Origin of the sequence: Pseudomonas zeae, assembly GCF_014268485.2 — a bacterium.
GTDB lineage: Bacteria > Pseudomonadota > Gammaproteobacteria > Pseudomonadales > Pseudomonadaceae > Aquipseudomonas > Aquipseudomonas neuropathica.
In genome coordinates this window covers 1,867,678-1,887,627 of sequence record NZ_CP077090.1, presented here as the reverse complement: position 1 = coordinate 1,887,627, position 19,950 = coordinate 1,867,678, and the positions used below count along the sequence as shown (strand labels likewise).

Genomic DNA, 19,950 nt, shown 5'->3' with positions numbered 1-19,950 from the left:
AACTTTCATGGCCGTTGTCATCGACCAACCGGTTGCCGATTTCGCAGCACCTGCCACCAGCGGGCAGACTGTCAGCCTGTCTGCCCTCAAGGGCAAGCAAGTGGTGATCTATTTCTATCCGAAGGACAGCACCCCGGGTTGCACCACAGAAGGCCAGGGCTTTCGTGATCAATACGCCGCATTCAAGGCCGCCAATACCGAGATTTTCGGTATCTCCCGCGACAGCCTGAAGTCCCACGAGAACTTCAAGTGCAAGCAGGAGTTTCCGTTCGAGCTGATCAGCGACAAGGACGAGGCCGTCTGCCAACTGTTCGATGTGATCAAGCTGAAGAAGCTGTACGGCAAGGAATACCTGGGCGTAGATCGCAGCACGTTTCTGATTGATAAGGACGGTGTGCTGCGTCAGGAATGGCGTGGCGTGAAAGTGCCGGGGCATGTGGATGCTGTTTTGGCCGCTGCGCAGGACTTGAATAAAGCCTGATGGCTTTGCGTCGCCCTCATTGACGCCTTCGCGAGCAAGCTCGCTCCCACATTGGACTTGTGAACGCCACAGATCCAGTGTGGGAGCGAGCTTGCTCGCGAATGGGCCCTGACGTCACCGAATAATCGGGATCAACCACTAGAGCAGTGGCGCCACCACCGGCTCCTTGCGCGGCCACGCATCCAGCACTGCCTTGAACAGGGTCGCCAGCGGGATCGCAAAGAACACGCCCCAAAAGCCCCACAACCCGCCAAACAACAGCACCGCACAGATGATTGCCACCGGGTGCAAATTGACCGCCTCCGAGAACAACAGCGGCACCAGCACATTGCCATCCAGTGTCTGAATGATCCCGTAGACCGCCATCAGATAAATGAACTGATCGCTCCAGCCCCACTGGAACAGCGCAATCAGCAGCACCGGCACGGTCACCACCACGGCACCGACATACGGCACCACCACCGACACACCGACCAGCAACGCCAGCAGCGCCGCATAGTTGAGTCCAAGGGCGACAAACGCGATGTAGGTCACGCCGCCGCAAATCACGATTTCGATGACCTTGCCGCGAATGTAGTTGGCGATCTGCCGGTTCATCTCCTGCGCAACCCGAGTGATCAGCGCGCGCTCACGCGGCAAGTAGCCACGCACCCACTCGCCGATCATGACCCGGTCCTTGAGGAAGAAGAACACCAGAATCGGCACCAGCACGAGGTAGATCATGATGTTCACCAGCAGCGGCAGACTCGACAGCGAGAACGTCAGCGCCCACTGGCCGAACTTGCCGATCTCGCCACGCGCCGCCTCGATCGCCTGCAACACTTGCTCATCGGACACCAAGTGCGGATAGCGTTCCGGCAGCAGCAACAGCAGCGACTGCCATTTGGCGAGCATGCCCGGCAACTCATTGAACAGGGTGATCAACTGATGCCAGAGCAACGGCAACACCACAAGGATAAACAGCATCAGCACGCCCATGAACAGCGCAAACACCAATCCTACCGCCACACCACCCGGCACGCGCAGACGCTCGAGCGTGACCACCAGGCCCTGCATGAGATACGCCAGCACCATCCCCGCCAACACCGGCGCGAGCATGCCGCCAAGGGTGAGCACGGCCGTGAAGGCGAGAAACAGCAGCACCGCCAGCACCACCGCTTCCTCATCGGAGAAATAGCGCTGAATCCAGTCGCGTAACACTTTGAACATCAATAATCCTTAGATTGTAACGCTGTCGATTTCAGGCCTTTTTCAACCAGTAACGGTACACACCTGCTTCGTCTTCTTCGCGCAGCAGCGTATGACCGGCCAATTTGGCAAAGGTGCGAAAGTCGCGTTGCGAGCCCGCATCAGTGGCGATCACCTTGAGGACGGCGCCACTCTGAAGCTTGTTCAGCTCCATTTTCGCCTTGAGCAACGGCAACGGACAATTCAGGCCACTGGCGTCCAGTTCCACGTCATGGGCTACAGCGTCAGTCATTGCGTCACTCCGGTTCAGGTCTTCAAGCTGCCTAGAATATCTGGTCGCAGCTTCGGTGTCCGGCTACAGTAAGGTCTTTGTCTTCTAAGGCTTTGTGCATGACTTTTCTGCGCCCTACCCTGCTGACGCTCGCTTGCCTGCTCGCCTCACCAGGCTTTGCCGACGATCTGCCGTCACTCGGCGACGCCAGTTCTGCCATTGTCTCGCCGCAACAGGAATACCAGCTTGGCCGCGCCTGGCTGGCGATGTTGCGCAGCCAGGTTTCACAGCTCAACGATCCGCAGCTCAAGGACTACGTCGAGTCCAGCGTCTATAAGCTGGTGGAGACCAGTCAAGTCACTGACCGACGCCTTGAATTCATTCTGATCAACAGCCCGCAGCTCAACGCCTTCGCGGCGCCGGGCGGCGTGGTCGGGGTCAACGGCGGTTTGTTCCTCAATGCGCAGACCGAGGGTGAATACGCATCGGTACTGGCGCACGAACTGGCGCACTTGTCACAACGCCACTTCGCGCGCGGCGTCGAGGCATCGCAACGAATGCAGGTGCCGATGATGGCCGCGCTGCTGGCCGGGATCGTCATCGCCGCAGCCGGTGGCGGTGACGCTGGTATTGCGACCATCGCCGGTACGCAGGCAGCGGCGATTCAGTCGCAGCGCACGTTCTCCCGGCAGAACGAACAGGAAGCCGACCGCATCGGCATCCTCAATCTGGAAAAGGCCGGGTATGACCCGCGCTCGATGCCGACCATGTTCGAACGCCTGATGCGTCAATACCGTTTCGACGCCAAGCCACCGGAATTCCTGCTGACTCACCCGGTGACCGAATCGCGTATTGCCGACACCCGCAACCGCGCCGAACAAGCCAAACCGGGCGGCATTGAAGACTCCAAGCGCTATCAATTGATCCGCGCGCGCGTGCAGTTGATCTACGAAGAAACCCCGGGTCTGGGCGCCAAGCGTTTCCGTGCGCAGCTGGATGAAAACCCGAAGAACGATGTGGCGCGCTACGGTCTGGCGATTGCGCAGATCAAGGGTGGCCAGTTGAATGAAGCGCGCGAGAATCTCAAGCAATTGCTGGCGACGTCGCCGAACGAAATCATCTACAACCTTGCCCAAGTCGATCTGGACATCACCAATAATCGTTTGCCGGATGCACAGTCCCGTGTGGACCGGATGCTTACACAATATCCGGGCAACTATCCGCTGAATCAGGTTCGAGTGGATCTGCTGCTGAAACAGAATCGCGCGCCGGACGCCGAGAAGGCGCTGGAAGCATTACTCAAATCCCGCCCGGATGATCCGGATGTCTGGTATCAGGTCGCCGAAACCCGTGGCTTGTCGGGGAACATCATTGGCCTGCACCAGGCGCGGGCCGAGTATTTCGCGCTGGTTGGCGATTATCGCCAGGCGATCCAGCAACTCGATTTTGCCAAGCGCAAGGCGGGCAGCAACTTCCCGCTGTCTTCACGCATCGATGCCCGCCAGCGTGAGCTGATGGAACAGGAGCGGATGGTCAAGGACATGATGGGCTAAGCCTCCTGCCGTCCAGACAAAAGCTTCAGGCATAAAAAAACCGCCTCTTTCGAGGCGGTTTCTTTTTTACCTTAGCGCTGGATTATTCAGCCAGTTTGAAGGTGATGAAGCTGGCACGACCTTGACGCAGAACGCGCATCGACACCGAACGGTTCTTCGGCAGTGCCTTGGCGATCTCGCCGAACTCCTTGGTGGAGCCGATGGCCTGGTTGTTCAGGTGCGTGATCACGTCACCTGGCTGCAGACCAATCAGCGCCGCAGGACCGTCCTGCACTTCCTTGATCACCACACCACCTTTGAGGTCGTAGGTTTTCTTCTGCTCGGCGGTCAGCTCGCCCACCGACACACCGAGGCGGTTGCTGGTGCTTTCAGTGCCGGACTTCGGCAGTGCATCCAGCTCTTTGTCTTCGTCAGGGATCGCACCAACCGTCAGTTCGACATTCTTGCGCTTGCCTTCACGAATCACTTCCAGATTGGCTTTGGCGCCAGCTTTCAGTGCGCCGACCAGATGTGGCAGATCAGCAGACATGACGATCGGCTGACCGTTCATGCTCAGGATCACGTCGCCGACTTGCAGACCGCCCTTGGCTGCCGGGCCGTCATCCTGAATCTGGGCAACCAGCGCGCCGGCCGGTTTATCCAGACCAAACGACTCGGCCAGATCCTTGTTCACTTCCTGGATGACCACGCCCAGCCAGCCGCGGCTGACCTTCCCGCCGCTCTTCAGCTGATTGGACACATCCATCGCCACGTCGATCGGGATCGCGAACGACACGCCCATGAAACCACCCGAACGGGTGTAGATCTGCGAGTTGATGCCGACCACTTCACCGTTCAGGTTGAACAGCGGACCACCGGAGTTGCCCGGGTTGATCGGCACGTCGGTCTGAATGAACGGCACGTAGTTTTCGTTCGGCAGGCTGCGGCCAACGGCGCTGACGATGCCTTGGGTCACGGTATGGTCGAAGCCAAACGGCGAACCGATTGCCACGACCCACTGACCGGCTTTCAAGTCCTGGGATTTGCCCAGTTTGAGCACCGGCAGATCCTTGCCTTCGATTTTCAGCAAGGCCACGTCGGAGCGTGGATCGGTGCCGATCAGCTTGGCTTTCATTTCACTGCGGTCGGCGAGGCGGACGAGGATCTCGTCGGCATCGGCGATTACGTGGTTATTGGTCAGGATGTAGCCATCCGGGGAGATAATGAAGCCCGAACCCAGCGACTGCGCTTCACGCTGACGACCACCACCACCCGGCGAACGCTGCTGAGGCGGCATGCCGCGCTCGAAGAACTCGCGCAGCATCGGCGGCAGGCCTTCCAGGTCAGGCATCTGCTGGTTCACTTTGCGATCCGGCAGTTTCTGCGTGGTACTGATGTTCACCACGGCTGGCGAAGCTTGTTCGACCAATTGGGTGAAGTCAGGCAGATCGGCCGCTTGCGCCGCAGGCACCGCCTGACCGAGCAACAGCACAGTGGCGAAAATGGAGAGATAGGATTTCAAACTTGGTATCGACATACAGCTCCCGTTACGACGAGCAGGGTTAAGCGATATGGAGCAAGGAACGCCGGAAACCACCGACCGGCATTTTTGTTCCGGCAACAACAAACAAGGCCAGAGCCGTGAGGCTCTGACCTATAAAAAATTTTCGGGGTATTTGCAAATGAAAATGCTCAGCAAACATTTCATCTACGTCTCGATGAAGACGTGGTAATGACTGAAATCAGCTCACTGCTTACTGGTTGCAGTGCCATCGGTATTTCGCATCGACAGAGCAATTCGTTCGGCAGTGCCAATTGGAATTTCACCAACCACAGTGACCATCATCTCGCCTTCAGGCGTTGTCAGGCGACGTGAAACGGCAACGGTTGGACCCAGTTGCGTGCGGGTGTCAGTGACGGTTGCGCCGTTCAAAGGCTCAAGGAAAACCGAAAAACGTGCCAAGCCGTCGTCGTACAGCAAACTGTTGACCTGAGTCTTGGTTTCCGGGTCCTTGTGCGAGGTGCTGCTGGTCAGTTCAAAACCCGGCGGCAGCCAGTCCGAATGCCAGACCTGAGCGGTCTTGACCGCCGAAGCCTTGTCGCTGTCGAGCGTTATCGCTTTACAGTCGGCATCAGCCTGCAAATCTTTATCCGACGGGACTTCGTCAGTATCGAGACTGGTGAACTGGAAGCGTTCGAGCAACTGCCCCTTGTCGTTCAACAGCAACGACTTCAGCGGCAAACCCGTTTTCTTGTCCAGATGCAATTCAAAACCGTAACGATGCTGATCGCGAGGCGTCAGCGATACAATCACTGCGTCTCGCCCAGCCACGCGCGATTTGCCGATGACGGCAAGGTCATACCAGTTTTTCAGCTTTTGCGGATCGAGAGGACGAGCGGCTGAGTTTGGGGAATCCCCCAGACCGGCAATCAGGGTGCCGCTGACGCATTGAGTGTGTCCATCAATGCGCACGACTTCCTGCGCCGAACCGTCGAGCTGGAGTAAACGCTCGCGAACCTGGCCATTCTGGACGCGATGCCAGATGTTATGGGTAGAAAAGCTACCGTTACGCTCGTATACGAAAGTGCCGTGAAAGCTTTGCTGCTGCTCGGCCTGGCCCAGACGGGTCAACCAGTCCTGGGCCTCATCAGCGTGGGCTGGAACTATGAACCAGCCACTGAGCAGAAGCGAAAGTAGAGGTATGGCGCGCATGATCCTCCTTAACGGTTTTCCAGACTTGCTGCACGTGCGTATGGCAACGCGCTTTCAGTGCCTTTCAGTGCAGCCTGTTGAGCGTGCTGACGCAAGTAACCTGGCAGACGCTGATCATGCCAGCCTGGCTGACCTTGCAGTACGCCGTTGGCCATAGGGCCAGTGGCTTCCGAACTTTCACTATAGCCTGCCAGAACAGCCGGACCTTTGACCTGTGGAGTGGCCAGGGTTGGCTGATTGGATTGCTGAGCCAGTTCGACACCAGCGATTTCGTCCTGGTTGTACAGGCGAACACCGGCCAGAACGGCAACAGTTACCGAGGCTGCAACAGCCAGACGGCCAAGATTGCGCCATGGGCTGCGAGATACTTTGGCCGGAGCCGTTTCGTCTTCCAGTGCAGCAGACACTGCCGCAGCGATATCCAGACGTGGAAGCAGCAGATCCTTGTGCATGGCTGCCCGAGCGATCTGGTAACGAGCCCAGGTCTCACGGGTATCAACATCATCCAGTGCATTGAGCACTCGACGCAATTCCAGTTCGTCCGCTTCGTTATCCATCACTGCGGACAGCGATTCCTGCAGGGCTTCACGACTCATGGCGTTCCTCTCTTGGCTGTCGCCGCTGTCTCAGTTTTCCTGCAACAACGGCTGCAGGGCTTTATCGATGGCCTCCCGGGCGCGGAAAATCCGGGAGCGCACGGTACCCACCGGACATTGCATGACGCTCGCAATGTCCTCGTAACTCAGACCATCGAATTCACGTAAAGTTAACGCCGTACGCAAATCCTCTGGCAGTTGCTGAATGGTTCGATGGACAGTGCCTTCGATCTCATCCCGCAGCAGTGCACGTTCTGGTGACTCGAGATCCTTGAGGCCATGATCGCCATCGTAGAACTCTGCATCTTCGGAACTTACATCGCTATCCGGCGGCCGGCGGCCGCGTGAAACCAGGTAATTCTTTGCCGTGTTAATGGCAATACGGTACAGCCACGTATAAAACGCACTGTCGCCGCGAAAGTTTCCAAGCGCTCGATATGCCTTGATAAAGGCTTCCTGAGCCACGTCCTGGGCTTCATGGGTGTCGTGCACGAAACGCACGATCAACCCGAGAATCTTGTGCTGATACTTCAGCACCAACAGATCGAAAGCTCGCTTGTCGCCGCGTTGAACGCGCTCGACCAGCTGCTGATCCTCTTCCTGGGTTAGCATGAACACTCCTCGATAAGCCCGAAGGAGACTTGCATAACTAAACGACCAGACTTGCAAACATAGACTCGGGCTTTTCGCAAAAGTTCTCCCCCTCCAGGCAAGTTTCCTGCGGGCTCTGATTTGGCACGCACGAAAAGCGCAGCTCGGGATAAACCGGCTGCGCGAATAATCTTGTCATCGGTTTCGCCGGCAGGAATCCAACCGCAGATTCCGCACTGAAGCCGACACTGTCCCTTATCTCTGGCACCGACTATTGATCTTGGGCCTTTGGCAAAAGTTCCAATTATTTATAGCCGTCACCACCTGACATTGGGCGACCCTGTGCAGAAAAAGGCTGTTTCAGCACCGATACAGTCGTCTTTTCCCCAAACGGGTGAGAAAAACTTCCGACGAAGCACACGGTTTTTTCGGTCACAGTAGTTTCACAATGCCATATCGGCCCGGCTATTGTGCCGCTCCCCCCCTCTATATACTAGTGGGCTGTGTGGCTGTCTTGACTCGCCGATCCGGCAGTCCTGCACCACCCCCGACCCGGGTCGCTTTGAGCGGAATCCTGTAATGAGCCAACAATTCCAACATGATGTTCTGGTCATTGGCAGCGGTGCTGCCGGTTTGAGTCTCGCGCTGACCCTGCCGGGTCATTTGCGCATTGCCGTATTGAGCAAAGGCGATCTCGCCAACGGATCCACCTATTGGGCCCAGGGCGGCGTCGCAGCTGTGCTGGATGACACCGACACTGTCGAATCCCACGTCGACGACACCCTGAACGCCGGCGGCGGTCTATGCCACGAAGACGCAGTGCGTTTCACCGTCGAGCACAGCCGCGAGGCCATCCAGTGGCTGATCGACCAAGGCGTGCCCTTCACCCGCGACGATCAGTCCGGCACTGAAGACGGCGGATTCGAATTTCACCTGACCCGCGAAGGTGGCCACAGTCACCGCCGCATCATCCATGCGGCCGATGCCACCGGCGCTGCCATCTTCAAAACCCTGCTGGCCCAGGCCAAAGAGCGGTCGAATATCGAACTGCTGGAGCAGCGGGTCGCCGTCGACCTGATCACCGAACCACGCCTGGGCATGGAAGGCGAACGCTGCCTCGGCGCCTACGTACTCAACCGCAAGACTGGCGAAGTCGACACCTACGGCGCACGCTTCGTGATTCTGGCCTCGGGCGGTGCCGCCAAGGTCTATCTCTATACCAGTAACCCCGACGGCGCCTGCGGTGACGGCATCGCCATGGCCTGGCGTTCAGGTTGCCGGGTGGCGAACCTGGAATTCAACCAGTTCCACCCGACTTGCCTGTATCACCCGCAGGCCAAGAGTTTTCTGATCACCGAAGCCCTGCGCGGCGAAGGCGCCCATTTGAAGCTGCCCAACGGCGAACGCTTCATGTCCCGCTTCGACAAGCGCGCCGAGCTGGCACCGCGCGATATCGTCGCTCGGGCCATCGACCATGAAATGAAGCGTTTGGGCGTTGACTGCGTGTATCTCGACATCAGCCACAAACCCGAAGCGTTCATCAAAAGCCACTTCCCGACTGTTTATGAGCGCTGCCTGGGATTCGGCATCGACATCACCAAACAGCCGATCCCGGTCGTCCCGGCCGCGCATTACACCTGTGGCGGCGTGATGGTCGATCAGAACGGTCGCACCGATGTGCCGGGCCTGTATGCCATCGGCGAAACCAGCTTCACCGGCCTGCATGGCGCCAACCGCATGGCCAGTAATTCGCTGCTGGAATGTTTCGTCTATGCCCGTTCGGCGGCGGCGGACATTCTCGCGCAACTGGACGATGTCGCCGCGCCAAGCGCCCTGCCCGTCTGGGACGCCAGCCAGGTCACCGACTCCGACGAGGACGTGATCATCGCGCACAACTGGGATGAACTGCGGCGGTTCATGTGGGACTACGTCGGCATCGTGCGCACCAACAAGCGCCTGCAACGGGCGCAGCACCGTGTGCGCCTGCTGCTGGACGAAATCGACGAGTTCTACAGCAACTATAAGGTCAGTCGCGATCTGATCGAACTGCGCAACCTGGCACAAGTCGCCGAACTGATGATTTGCTCAGCCATGGAGCGCAAGGAAAGTCGCGGCCTGCATTACACCCTCGACTATCCCGACCTGTTGCCTGAGGCGCTCGACACTATTCTGGTGCCGCCCACCTACGCCGGCTGAACTTGAGCCGCACTCGCAGGCGCCGGTGCAGATCCGCCGCCTGCGAGTCCCGTGGCACACAGATTGATCTAACGCGCCATTCCCCACGCAGACGAAAACGCAACACCACGATCAACGGCAGCGCCAGGCTGTCCGGCCTCAACTGCACGGCTTGCCAGCCATCCGCCTGATTCCATAACTGCCAGCCATCGGCGTCCCGGCGCAATCCGCGAAACGCCTGAGGGTGATTTAGCAGAATCTGCCGAGGCAACACCCAATATCCATGAAGCAGACAGCCAAAAGCCCCGAGCAAACTTGCCCAGAGTGGAATAGAAAGCAGGAACAACGAACCCAGTGCGAACGCCTGGGCCAACAGATACGCCGCCAGCAACTGCCGTGAGGCATGCCAGCGGCATTCGAACGTGTTACTTGGGCTGGACACGGTCCAGGATCATGCGAACCATGCGCTGCAGCTCCGGATCTTCAGACTCGCTGCGCTCCATGAACCAACCGAACATGTCCTGATCCTCACACGTCAACAGACGGACATACAGATCGCGATCCACCTGATTCAGGTCTGCATAGACCTCCCGCACGAACGGCACCAGCAATACGTCAAGCTCAAGCATGCCGCGACGGCTGTGCCAAAAGAGGCGATTCAGTTCAACTTGTTCGACCATGGAGCCCTCCTCAAATTTGGCGGCAAGTATACAGCGCCGAGGCGGGTCGCACAGTCGGCTTTGGTCGGGCACCACCGATCCTTTATCAACTACCCATTTCACCAACGCGCCCTTATGATGTGCCCCAGTCTATTTACCCTGCGAAGACCCATGGCCGATTCTGCTTTTTTCTGCACCCTGTCTCATGAAGGCGTTCTCGCGGTTCGCGGCGCGGATGCCGGAAAATTCCTGCAAGGCCAGTTGACCTGCAATCTCAATTACCTGAGCGACAGCCGCGCCAGCCTCGGTGCTCGTTGCACACAGAAAGGCCGGATGCAGTCGAGCTTCCGCATTCTGCTCGAAGGTGACGGCGTGGTCCTGGCGATGGCCAGCGAACTGCTGGAGCCGCAACTGGCGGATCTGAAAAAGTACGCGGTGTTCTCCAAATCGAAACTGACCGACGAAAGCGCCGCCTGGGTACGCTTCGGCCTGGAGCACGGCGACAGTGCCTTGATCGGTCTTGGTCTGGACCTGCCGGCGGAAACCGACAGCGTTGTGCGTCACGATGGCCTGATCGCGATTCGCGTCTCGCCCGACCGCGCCGAACTCTGGGCACCGGCCGATCAGGCTGACGCCATCAAAGCCAAATTGTCCGAAGCCCTGCCTGAAGCCGAACTGAATCAATGGCTGCTGGGCCAGATCCACGCCGGTATCGGTCAGGTCATGGCAAGCACTCGCGAGCTTTTCATCCCGCAGATGCTCAACCTGCAGGCCGTCGGCGGCGTGAGTTTCAAAAAAGGCTGCTACACCGGCCAGGAAATCGTCGCGCGCATGCAGTACCTGGGCAAACTCAAGCGTCGTCTGTACCGCTTGAGCCTGGACGCTGCTGATTTGCCGGAACCTGGCACACAACTGTTTGCGCCGAGCCACAACAGCGCCATCGGCGAAGTGGTGCTGGCCGCCAAGGACGGGCAAAACATTGAACTCCTGGCGGTGCTGCAGGCCGAAGCTGCCGAAGCCGGTGATTTGCATCTGGGCACCCTCGAAGGTCCCGCGCTGCATCTGCTCGACCTGCCTTACGAACTGGATCGCGACCGCGAAATCCAGCGCTGATCGCAGCATTTGTTGCAACACCCTAGAGAGTTTAAATGAGCGAACTGGCGGAAAAAGTCCAACAGGATTTGGTTGCGGCCATCGATAACGATGACCTGGTTCTGCCCACGTTGCCGGAAGTGGCCCTGCAGATTCGCAAGGCCGCTGAAGACCCGGAAATCAGCGTCAGCGACCTGAGCAAAGTGATCGGCCGTGACACGGCACTGTCGGCGCGCCTGATCAAAGTGGTCAACAGCCCGCTGCTGCGCGCCGCGCAGGAAGTCACCGACCTGCACACAGCCATCACCCGGCTGGGCATCAACTACAGCAGCAACCTGGCCATCGGCCTGGTGATGGAGCAGATCTTTCACGCCCGCTCGGAAGTGGTCGAACAGAAGATGCGCGAAGTCTGGCGCAAGAGCCTGGAAATTGCCGGGGTCAGTTACGCGTTGTGCCGCCGCTACACGCAACTCAAGCCCGATCAGGCAGCCCTTGGCGGGCTGGTGCATCAGATCGGGGTACTGCCGATTCTGACTTACGCCGAAGATCATTATGAGCTGCTGTCGGATCCGGTCAGCCTCAACCATGTGATCGACCATATTCACCCGTTGCTCGGCGACAAGTTGCTGCGCGTGTGGGAGTTTCCGGAACGATTGGTGGAGTTGCCGGGGCGCTATCAGGACTTCAAGCGCGACTCGACTGCTATTGACTATGTCGATCTGGTGCAGGTGGCGAGCCTGTATTGCCACAAGGGCACTGACCACCCGTTTGCGCGGATTGATCCACTGAGCGTGCCGGCGTTCAGAAAGCTTGGGATTGATCCGGAAAACAAAGCGCTGTGTGAAGATCTGGAAGAGTCGCGGACGATGTTTTACTGATTCGAGACCGCGCCGCCCCATTCGCGAGCAGGCTCGCTCCCACAGGAAAATGCATTCCAGAGTGGGAGCGAGCTTGCTCGCGAAGGGGCCAGCAAACCACCACAATCAGCCGGCGATAAAACTGACCCGCACCTTCAACCCCGCCTGCTCGCCATCATGCAAGGTGATCTGCGCCAGATGCGCCCGGCAGATCTCGCCAACAATCGCCAGGCCCAAGCCTGAACCCGCCACCTGCTGATTGCGCCGATAGAAGCGCTCGAACACCCGATCGCGCTCTTCCAGCGGAATCCCCGGGCCGTCATCTTCAACCTCCAGCACCGCCGGGGCCGTCACCCGCAAAATCACGTTGCCGCCCGATGGCGTGTGCGCCAAGGCGTTGTCCACCAGATTGCTCAGCAACTCATTCAACAACGTCGGTTCACCGCGCAGCCACACCGGTTCGTCCGCCTCGAGCGCCAGGGCCACCCCGCGCTTGTGCGCCAGTGGCGCCATGGCCATGCCCAGTTCTCGGGCCAACTGACTCAGATCGAGCAACTGCGCGCCGCCCTCGGCAATCGCCCGGGCGCCGTTTTCGACCCGCGCCAGCGACAGCAACTGATTGGCCAGATGTGTCAGGCGATCAGTGCTTTGTGCGGAGGACTCCAGCGTCGAACGCCAGACCTCGGCATCGTTGGAACGCAGGCCCAGCTCAAGCCGCGCCTTCAGCGCTGCCAAAGGCGTACGCAACTCATGGGCGGCATCGGCAATGAACTGCGCCTGTCGCTCAAACTGGCCACGCAAGCGCTCGGTGAAGTGGTTAAGCCCGCGCACCAGCGGCCACAGTTCATGCTGCACTTCAACCAATGGCAACGGGCGCAAGTCGTCGGGCTGACGCTCTTCCACCGCCGTGCGCAAGCGCTCCAATGGGCGCAGTGCCGCACTGACCGCGAACCAGACCAGCAACAACGCGCCAATCGCCAGCATGCCCAAACGCAGCAAGGTATCGGCGGCCAGACTGCGCGCCATGCTCACCCGCGCTTCGTCGGTTTCGGCCACGCGGATTTCCGCCATGCCGTTCATGTTCGGCTCCGTCACCGCCTTGAGCAGACTGACCACGCGCACGTTCTGACCGTTGTAGGTGGCGTTGTAGAAGCGCGCCAACGCGGGATAACTGTCCGTTCGCGGCGTCCCCGGTGGAGGGCCGGGGAGGTTTTCGTAGCCGGAAATCAGCTTCTGATGGATATCGTTGACCTGATAGTAAATCCGTCCGGCGCTGTCGTAAGCGAAGGTATCGAGTGCGACATAGGGCACATCGGCGCTCAGCGTGCCGTCACGCTGCGACAGGCCCGCAGCGATGGTCCGCGCCGAGGCCAGCAACGTGCGGTCATACGCGGTGTCGGCGGCTTCGCGACCATTCCAGTACGCGCTCAAACCGCTGGCGAGCATCAGCACCACCAGCAGCAATGCGAGGTTCCACAGCAAACGCCAGCGCAGGCTGCTGGGCTTATGCATCGCGGCTTTCCAGCAGATAACCCAGACCACGGAACGTCACGATCGCCACCGGTTGGCCGTCGAGTTTCTTGCGCAAGCGGTGCACGTAGATTTCGATAGCATCGGGGCTGGCCTCTTCGTCGAGACCGAACACCTGGGACGCCAGTTGCTCCTTGCTCATCACCCGTCCCGGCCGGGCGATCAACGCTTCCAGCACCGCTTGTTCGCGGGACGTCAGCGTCAGCAACTCTTCGCCGAGAGTGAAGCGCCGGGTGTCGAGGTCGTAGGCCAGCACACCGCAGCGCTGCTGGCGTTCACCACCGAGGACACTGCGGCGCAGCAAAGCTTTGACCCGTGCTTCCAGTTCAGTCAGCTCGAACGGTTTGGCGAGGTAATCGTCGGCGCCCAGATTGAGGCCATGGACGCGATCCTTCACATCGCTGCGCGCCGTCAGCATCAACACCGGCAGATTCTTGCCGCGTGCGCGCAAACGCGCGAGCACCTCGAAACCGTCCATGCGCGGCAGGCCGACATCGAGGATCGCTACGGCGTATTCCTCGCTGCCCAGCGCCAGATCGGCAGCCACGCCATCGTGCAACACATCCACGGTCAGACCGGTGCTCTTGAGCGCCTGTGCAACGCTTTCGGCCAGTTGCAGATGGTCTTCGACGAGCAGAACACGCATGGATTTTTACCTCGTTCAGGAATGGCCAACGCCACGCTTTGCCGCGGAGTTTACAGCCGCAACCGCCGCTGTGAAGCCCGAAAACCTTGAAAGTCAGCTGAAAGGTTAGTGAAAGGTTAGCCGGTTAGAGTCGGCCCACGGACAGTCCGAACTGCCGTCGCTGATGCCACACAGCGCAAAGAAAAACGCCTCGAAGCGTTTTCGACCAATAAGAACAATAAACGGAGTACACCCGCATGCCGTCCATGCAGCCTCAGGCCTCCACGCCTGTCCGCCCTTCCCGTTTCAGTCACACCGCCCTCGCCAGTGCCGCCGCTCTTGCCGGTTTTTCGCCGTTGAGTTTTGCCGACTTCATTGACGACAGCAGCGCCACGTTCGAAACCCGCAACATGTATTTCAATCGCGACTTTCGCGATGGCACCAGTGCTCAACAGTCCAAGCGTGACGAATGGGCTCAGGGTTTCATGCTCAATCTGCAATCGGGTTACACCGACGGCACCGTCGGGTTCGGTGTCGATGCGCTGGGCATGCTCGGGGTCAAACTTGATTCAAGCCCGGACCGCACCGGTACCGGCCTGCTGCCGACCCATGATGACGGGCGTGCGGCGGATGAATACTCCAAAGTCGGCCTGACCGGCAAAGTGAAAATCTCTGCCACCGAACTTAAAATCGGCAGCCTGATCCCCGAACTGCCGATCCTCAAACCGAACGACGGGCGCATCCTGCCGCAGACCTTTGAAGGCGGCTTGCTGACCTCCAAAGAGATCAAGAACCTGACCTTCACCGGCGGCCGTCTGGAGAAAGCCAAGGATCGCGACAGCACCGATTTCGAGGACATCGCCCTCAACAACAAGAACAGCCGTTTTGCCGGCACCGCCGCTGGCAAGCACTTCGATTTTGGCGGCGTGGACTACAAGTTCACCGACAAGATCACCGGCAGTTACCACTTCGCCCAACTCGACGAAGTCTACAACCAGCACTTCTTCGGCCTCGTTGCCTCGCGACCGATGGGTCCCGGCACGTTTGCCACTGACCTGCGTTTCGCCGTCAGTGATGATCAGGGCGCAGCCCGCGGCGGCGAAATCGACAACCGCTCGCTCAACGGTCTGGTCAGCTATGCGCTGAGCGGCCACAAGTTCAGCGCCGGTTATCAGCACATGTCTGGCGACAGCGCCTTCCCTTATGTCGATGGCAGCGACCCGTACCTGGTCAACTTCGTGCAGATCAACGACTTCGCCGGTGCTGAAGAACGCTCCTGGCAGGCTCGCTACGACTTCGACTTCGCCAAACTTGGCATTCCAGGCCTGAGCTTCATGAGCCGCTACTTGAGCGGTGACAACATCAAGCTCAAGAACGGTGAAGAAGGCAAAGAGTGGGAACGCAACACCGAGATCAAATATGTAGTACAAAGCGGCGCCTTGAAGGATGTCGCCGTGCGTTTGCGTAATGCCACTTACCGCTCCAACTACTCGGCTCGCGATGCAGACGAAGTGCGTTTGCTGGTGAGCTATAGCGTTGCACTTTGGTAAATGCCCGTAAGTGAAAAACACGTCGAATAACAACAATGCCCGTGGAGAATCGAATGAACCTGTCACTGCGTAAAGTTGCACTGGCCGCCAGTTGCATCCTGTTTGCCGGCCAACTGATGGCCGAACCGAAACGTCCGGAATGTATCGCCCCGGCCTCCCCCGGCGGTGGTTTCGACCTGACCTGCAAACTGGCGCAGAGCGCCTTGGTCAACCAGAAACTGCTGACCAAACCGATGCGCGTGACCTACATGCCCGGCGGTGTCGGCGCGGTGGCGTACAACGCCGTGGTCGCGCAACGTCCGGCCGATGCCGGCACGCTGGTGGCGTGGTCGAGCGGTTCGCTGTTGAACCTGGCTCAGGGCAAGTTCGGTCGCTTCGATGAGACCAACGTGCGCTGGCTGGCAGCGGTTGGCACCAGCTACGGCGCCATCGCGGTGAAGAGCGATTCGCCCTACAAGACCCTCGACGATCTCGTTCAGGCGTTGAAGAAAGATCCAAGCTCCGTGGTGATCGGCTCCGGCGGCACCGTCGGCAGCCAGGACTGGATGCAAACTGCACTGATCGCCAAGGCTGCCGGGATCAACCCGCGTGACCTGCGTTATGTTGCGCTTGAAGGTGGCGGCGAAATCGCTACCGCCCTGCTCGGTGGTCACATTCAGGTCGGCAGTACCGACATCTCCGACTCCATGCCGCACATTCAGAGCGGTGACATGCGCCTGCTCGCGGTGTTCGCCGACAAACGTCTCGACGAGCCGGAAATGAAAGACATCCCGACCGCTCGCGAGCAAGGCTATGACATTGTCTGGCCAGTGGTGCGCGGCTTCTACCTCGGGCCAAAAGTCAGCGATGAAGACTACGCCTGGTGGAAAGACGCGTTCGACAAACTGCTGGCCTCCGAGGATTTCGCCAAGCTGCGCGATCAGCGTGAACTGTTCCCGTTCGCCATGACCGGCCCGGAACTGGACACCTACGTGAAGAAGCAGGTGGCGGACTACAAAGTGCTGGCCAAAGAGTTCGGCCTGATCCAGTGATCGCCTCTGTCTAGCGGCTGCGTTCCCGGTGACGGGGACGCGGCACAGGAGCTCCCATGCTTATTCAACGCATTTTCGCCTCAGTGCTGTTGCTGGTCTGTGCCGGCCTGGCACTGATGGCGTGGCCGTACCAAGCGGCTTTTTCCTACGAACCGGTGGGCCCGCGCGCCTTCCCTCTGCTGATGCTCGGCCTGATGGGCGCGGCGCTGCTGTACATGGTGTTCCGCCCGGCACCGATCAAACACAGCGATGACGAGCCGCCACTGGATCGCGAAACCCTGATCAAGATCGCCGCTTGCGTCGTCCTGCTGCTGGTATTCGCCGGCACGTTCGAACCACTGGGTTTCATCATCGCCAGCATCATCACCGGCGTTCCGATGGCTCGCCTGTACGGCGGCCGCTGGCTACCGAGTGTGGTGATCATCAGCCTGATGGCGATCGGTCTTTACCTGCTGTTCGACCGTGTGATGGACGTTCCGCTGCCTCTCGGCCTGCTCAGCGTTCTGGAGAACTGATATGGATACTCTTGGCTATTTGGGTCAGGGTTTCGGCGTCGCGCTGAGCCCGTACAACCTGGTGACCGCGCTGTGCGGCACACTGATCGGCACCGTCGTCGGCCTATTGCCGGGCCTGGGCCCGATCAACGGCGTAGCATTGCTGATCCCGATCGCATTTGCCCTCGGCCTGCCACCGGAGTCGGCGCTGATCCTGCTGGCAGCGGTGTATCTGGGCTGCGAATACGGCGGCCGGATCAGTTCGATCCTGCTGAACATTCCAGGCGAAGCCTCCACCGTGATGACCACCCTCGACGGTTACCCGATGGCCCGCAAAGGCCTGGCCGGTGTGGCGCTGTCGCTGTCGGCGTGGAGTTCGTTCATAGGCGCGTTCATTGCCACCTGCGGCATGGTCCTCTTCGCACCGTTGCTGGCGAAATGGGCGATTGCTTTTGGCCCTGCGGAATATTTTGTGCTGATGGTGTTTGCGATCGTCTGTCTCGGCGGCATGGCCGGTGACCGTCCGCTGAAAACATTCATTGCCGCGTTGATCGGTCTGTTCCTGTCAACGGTCGGCATCGATGCCAACAGCGGTGTGTACCGCTTCACCGGCGACAACATTCACCTCACCGACGGCATTCAGTTCGTCGTGTTGGTGCTGGGTCTGTTCTCGATCAGCGAAATTCTTCTGCTGCTGGAAAAAACCCACCACGGCCAGGAAGCGGTGAAAGCCACCGGCCGGATGATGTTCAACTTCAAGGAAGCGGCCTCGGTATTTGTGGTCAACGTCCGTTGCGGCGTGCTGGGTTTCATCATGGGCGTGTTGCCGGGTGCCGGCGCGACCCTCGCCAGTGCCGTGGCCTATATGACCGAAAAACGTCTGGCCGGCGCCAGCGGCAAGTTCGGTGAAGGTGACCCCCGTGGCCTCGCCGCGCCGGAAACCGCGATTGGCGGCGCAGCCTGCGGTGCGCTGGTGCCGATGCTGACCCTCGGCGTTCCCGGCTCGGGCACCACGGCGGTGATGATCGGCGCTCTGTCGCTGTACAACATTACCCCGGGCCCGCTGCTGTTCCAGCAACAACCGGACATCGTCTGGGGCCTGATCGCCTCGTTGTTCATCGCCAACATCATGCTGGTGATCCTCAACATCCCGATGATCCGCATCTTCACCCGCATCCTTGCCGTGCCGAACTGGGCACTGGTGCCAGTGATCGCGATCATCACCGGGATCGGCGTCTACGCGGTGCACGCCACTACGTTCGACCTGTTCCTGATGATCGGTATCGGCATCTTCGGTTACATCCTGCGCAAGCTGGACTTCCCGCTGTCGCCGTTGCTGTTGGGCTTCATCCTCGGTGAGTTGATGGAGCAGAACCTGCGTCGCGCCCTGTCGATCTCCAATGGTGCACTGGAAATCCTCTGGTCGAGCCCGATCACCCTCGGTGTCTGGGTGCTGACGGCGATCATGCTGCTGATGCCGATCATCCGTATCTGGCGCAAACGCTCGGTCGCGCGCCGCGCCATTGCCGATGTTTGATCGTGCTTCACTGAAATCCTGGTGGGGAACCCCGCTGGTCGGTCTGCTTGGCGGTTACCTCGCCAGCCAGATCGGCTGGCCACTGCCGTGGATGGTCGGCTCGTTGCTGGCGATCATCCTCGTGCGCTGCCTGACCCCGTGGCAACTGACGGAAATCCCTGGCGGCCGCAAGTGCGGTCAGTGGATCGTCGGCATCGGGATTGGCCTGCACTTCACCCCGGTGGTGATGGAGCAGGTGCTCAGTCATTTCGGTTTGATCTTCTTCGGCGCACTGGTCACCAGTGTCTCGGCGGTAGTCGGCGTGTGGCTGATGCGCCGCACCGGCGAGGACCGCGCCACGGCGTTTTTCTCGAGCATGCCGGGCGGTTCCGGGGAGATGGTCAACCTCGGCGCCCGCAACGGCGCGATGCTCAGCCACGTCGCGGCGGGGCAAAGTTTGCGGGTGCTGGTGGTGGTGCTGTGTGTGCCGGCGGCGTTCAAATATTTGCTCGGCGACGGCACACCGATTTCCCACGCTGGCAGCGTCGATTGGCGCTGGCTGGCGATTCTGTTTCCGGCGGGCGGTTTGCTTGCGTGGCTCTGGCAGCGTTTGCGCCAACCCAATCCGTGGCTGTTCGGGCCGTTGCTGGTGAGTGCGGCGGTGAGCATTGGCTGGGATTTGCACATTGGTTTGCCCAATGGCGGCGGTCAGATTGGCCAGTGGCTGATTGGCAGCGGTTTGGGTTGTCACTTCAATCGGCAGTTTTTCCGCCGTGCGCCTTCATTCATGGGGCGGACATTGATCGGCACGGCGTTGACCATGTTGATTGCGACACTGGCGGCGTTGGGGTTGAGTGCTTTGACCCATCTGGATCTGCGTTCGCTGACGCTGGGCATGATGCCCGGCGGGATTGCCGAGATGAGTCTGACGGCGGAGACGCTGCAATTGTCGGTGCCGTTGGTGACGGCGATGCAGGTGATGCGGTTGCTGTTTGTGCTGTTTCTGGCGGAGCCGTTGTTCAAGTACTGGAATCGTAATCCCGAGTAAG

21 protein-coding genes are annotated in these 19,950 nt (G+C 59.6%); 11 read left to right on the top strand and 10 right to left on the bottom strand.

From position 1 onward, the window contains the following. Positions 1-7 precede the first annotated feature (7 nt). Complete coding sequence (locus tag HU754_RS08355) at positions 8-481, top strand: peroxiredoxin (RefSeq protein ID WP_093438315.1); 474 nt, start codon at positions 8-10, stop codon at positions 479-481. Positions 482-619: 138 nt separating this feature from the next. On the opposite strand, the gene HU754_RS08350 is transcribed toward HU754_RS08355, so the two are convergent. Both HU754_RS08350 and HU754_RS08345 read right to left on the bottom strand, forming a co-directional pair. Beyond that, entirely contained in the window at positions 620-1,690 is a 1,071-nt protein-coding gene (locus HU754_RS08350) for an AI-2E family transporter (RefSeq protein ID WP_186622683.1), read from the bottom strand. Between the two features lie 31 nt (positions 1,691-1,721). Beyond that, positions 1,722-1,961: a sulfurtransferase TusA family protein gene (locus HU754_RS08345; protein WP_007911399.1), complete on the bottom strand. Its 240-nt coding sequence runs from the start codon at positions 1,959-1,961 to the stop codon at positions 1,722-1,724. A gap of 98 nt (positions 1,962-2,059) precedes the next feature. Here HU754_RS08345 and HU754_RS08340 point away from each other — a divergent pair, with 98 nt between their 5' ends. Next, positions 2,060-3,493 carry a M48 family metalloprotease gene (locus HU754_RS08340; protein WP_034153149.1) on the top strand — a complete coding sequence of 478 codons (1,434 nt, stop codon included), beginning with the start codon at positions 2,060-2,062 and terminating at the stop codon, positions 3,491-3,493. Positions 3,494-3,575: 82 nt separating this feature from the next. Here the strand turns inward: HU754_RS08340 and HU754_RS08335 are convergent, their stop codons facing one another. Beyond that, positions 3,576-5,009, bottom strand: a complete 1,434-nt coding sequence (locus HU754_RS08335; protein ID WP_034153148.1) for a DegQ family serine endoprotease — start codon at positions 5,007-5,009, stop codon at positions 3,576-3,578. 34 nt (positions 5,010-5,043) lie between these two features. Between HU754_RS08335 and HU754_RS08330 the strand changes: the two genes are divergently transcribed. Next, positions 5,044-5,205 carry a hypothetical protein gene (locus HU754_RS08330; protein WP_175559653.1) on the top strand — a complete coding sequence of 54 codons (162 nt, stop codon included), beginning with the start codon at positions 5,044-5,046 and terminating at the stop codon, positions 5,203-5,205. Between the two features lie 14 nt (positions 5,206-5,219). On the opposite strand, the gene HU754_RS08325 is transcribed toward HU754_RS08330, so the two are convergent. Genes HU754_RS08325 through rpoE form a run of 3 tightly spaced genes read right to left on the bottom strand, consistent with a single transcriptional unit; the run spans position 5,220 to position 7,393 of the window. After that, a complete protein-coding gene (locus HU754_RS08325; protein ID WP_093438329.1) occupies positions 5,220-6,185 on the bottom strand; it encodes a MucB/RseB C-terminal domain-containing protein in 966 nt (321 codons plus the stop codon). Between the two features lie 8 nt (positions 6,186-6,193). Further along, entirely contained in the window at positions 6,194-6,781 is a 588-nt protein-coding gene (locus tag HU754_RS08320) for a sigma-E factor negative regulatory protein (protein ID WP_034153146.1), read from the bottom strand. A gap of 30 nt (positions 6,782-6,811) precedes the next feature. Then, a complete protein-coding gene (rpoE, locus tag HU754_RS08315) occupies positions 6,812-7,393 on the bottom strand; it encodes an RNA polymerase sigma factor RpoE/AlgU (protein WP_003172477.1) in 582 nt (193 codons plus the stop codon). A gap of 558 nt (positions 7,394-7,951) precedes the next feature. Between rpoE and nadB the strand changes: the two genes are divergently transcribed. Beyond that, positions 7,952-9,568 carry an L-aspartate oxidase gene (nadB, locus tag HU754_RS08310; protein ID WP_186622681.1) on the top strand — a complete coding sequence of 539 codons (1,617 nt, stop codon included), beginning with the start codon at positions 7,952-7,954 and terminating at the stop codon, positions 9,566-9,568. Here the strand turns inward: nadB and HU754_RS08305 are convergent. Both HU754_RS08305 and HU754_RS08300 read right to left on the bottom strand, forming a co-directional pair. Beyond that, positions 9,537-9,989, bottom strand: coding sequence for a protein YgfX (locus tag HU754_RS08305; RefSeq protein WP_093438367.1), 453 nt, complete (start codon positions 9,987-9,989; stop codon positions 9,537-9,539). The genes nadB and HU754_RS08305 overlap by 32 nt on opposite strands. Further along, a complete protein-coding gene (locus HU754_RS08300; RefSeq protein ID WP_186622679.1) occupies positions 9,973-10,227 on the bottom strand; it encodes an FAD assembly factor SdhE in 255 nt (84 codons plus the stop codon). The genes HU754_RS08305 and HU754_RS08300 overlap by 17 nt, the downstream gene beginning before the upstream one ends. 150 nt (positions 10,228-10,377) lie before the next feature. Between HU754_RS08300 and ygfZ the strand changes: the two genes are divergently transcribed. Together ygfZ and HU754_RS08290 are read left to right on the top strand one after the other, a co-directional pair. Continuing rightward, complete coding sequence (ygfZ, locus tag HU754_RS08295; RefSeq protein ID WP_186622677.1) at positions 10,378-11,319, top strand: CAF17-like 4Fe-4S cluster assembly/insertion protein YgfZ; 942 nt, start codon at positions 10,378-10,380, stop codon at positions 11,317-11,319. Positions 11,320-11,354: 35 nt separating this feature from the next. Beyond that, complete coding sequence (locus HU754_RS08290) at positions 11,355-12,176, top strand: HDOD domain-containing protein (protein ID WP_093438380.1); 822 nt, start codon at positions 11,355-11,357, stop codon at positions 12,174-12,176. A gap of 105 nt (positions 12,177-12,281) precedes the next feature. Here HU754_RS08290 and HU754_RS08285 read toward each other — a convergent pair whose 3' ends face one another. Together HU754_RS08285 and HU754_RS08280 are read right to left on the bottom strand one after the other, a co-directional pair. Beyond that, positions 12,282-13,667 (bottom strand): sensor histidine kinase, encoded by a 1,386-nt coding sequence (locus HU754_RS08285; protein WP_093438385.1) that lies wholly within the window; start codon positions 13,665-13,667, stop codon positions 12,282-12,284. Beyond that, positions 13,660-14,331, bottom strand: coding sequence for a response regulator (locus tag HU754_RS08280; RefSeq protein WP_007911422.1), 672 nt, complete (start codon positions 14,329-14,331; stop codon positions 13,660-13,662). Before HU754_RS08280 ends, HU754_RS08285 begins: the two co-directional genes overlap by 8 nt. A gap of 236 nt (positions 14,332-14,567) precedes the next feature. Here HU754_RS08280 and HU754_RS08275 point away from each other — a divergent pair, with 236 nt between their 5' ends. The 5 genes from HU754_RS08275 to HU754_RS08255 are packed head-to-tail and all read left to right on the top strand — an operon-like array spanning position 14,568 to position 19,949. After that, complete coding sequence (locus HU754_RS08275) at positions 14,568-15,860, top strand: OprD family porin (protein WP_093438390.1); 1,293 nt, start codon at positions 14,568-14,570, stop codon at positions 15,858-15,860. A 53-nt stretch (positions 15,861-15,913) separates the two neighbouring features. After that, positions 15,914-16,891: a Bug family tripartite tricarboxylate transporter substrate binding protein gene (locus HU754_RS08270; RefSeq protein ID WP_016984707.1), complete on the top strand. Its 978-nt coding sequence runs from the start codon at positions 15,914-15,916 to the stop codon at positions 16,889-16,891. A 56-nt stretch (positions 16,892-16,947) separates the two neighbouring features. Next, positions 16,948-17,406 (top strand): tripartite tricarboxylate transporter TctB family protein, encoded by a 459-nt coding sequence (locus HU754_RS08265; protein WP_016984708.1) that lies wholly within the window; start codon positions 16,948-16,950, stop codon positions 17,404-17,406. A gap of 1 nt (position 17,407) precedes the next feature. Further along, on the top strand, positions 17,408-18,922 hold the full coding sequence (locus HU754_RS08260; protein WP_016984709.1) for a tripartite tricarboxylate transporter permease: 1,515 nt from the start codon (positions 17,408-17,410) through the stop codon (positions 18,920-18,922). After that, positions 18,915-19,949 (top strand): AbrB family transcriptional regulator, encoded by a 1,035-nt coding sequence (locus HU754_RS08255; RefSeq protein WP_186622675.1) that lies wholly within the window; start codon positions 18,915-18,917, stop codon positions 19,947-19,949. Before HU754_RS08260 ends, HU754_RS08255 begins: the two co-directional genes overlap by 8 nt. Position 19,950 lies beyond the last annotated feature (1 nt).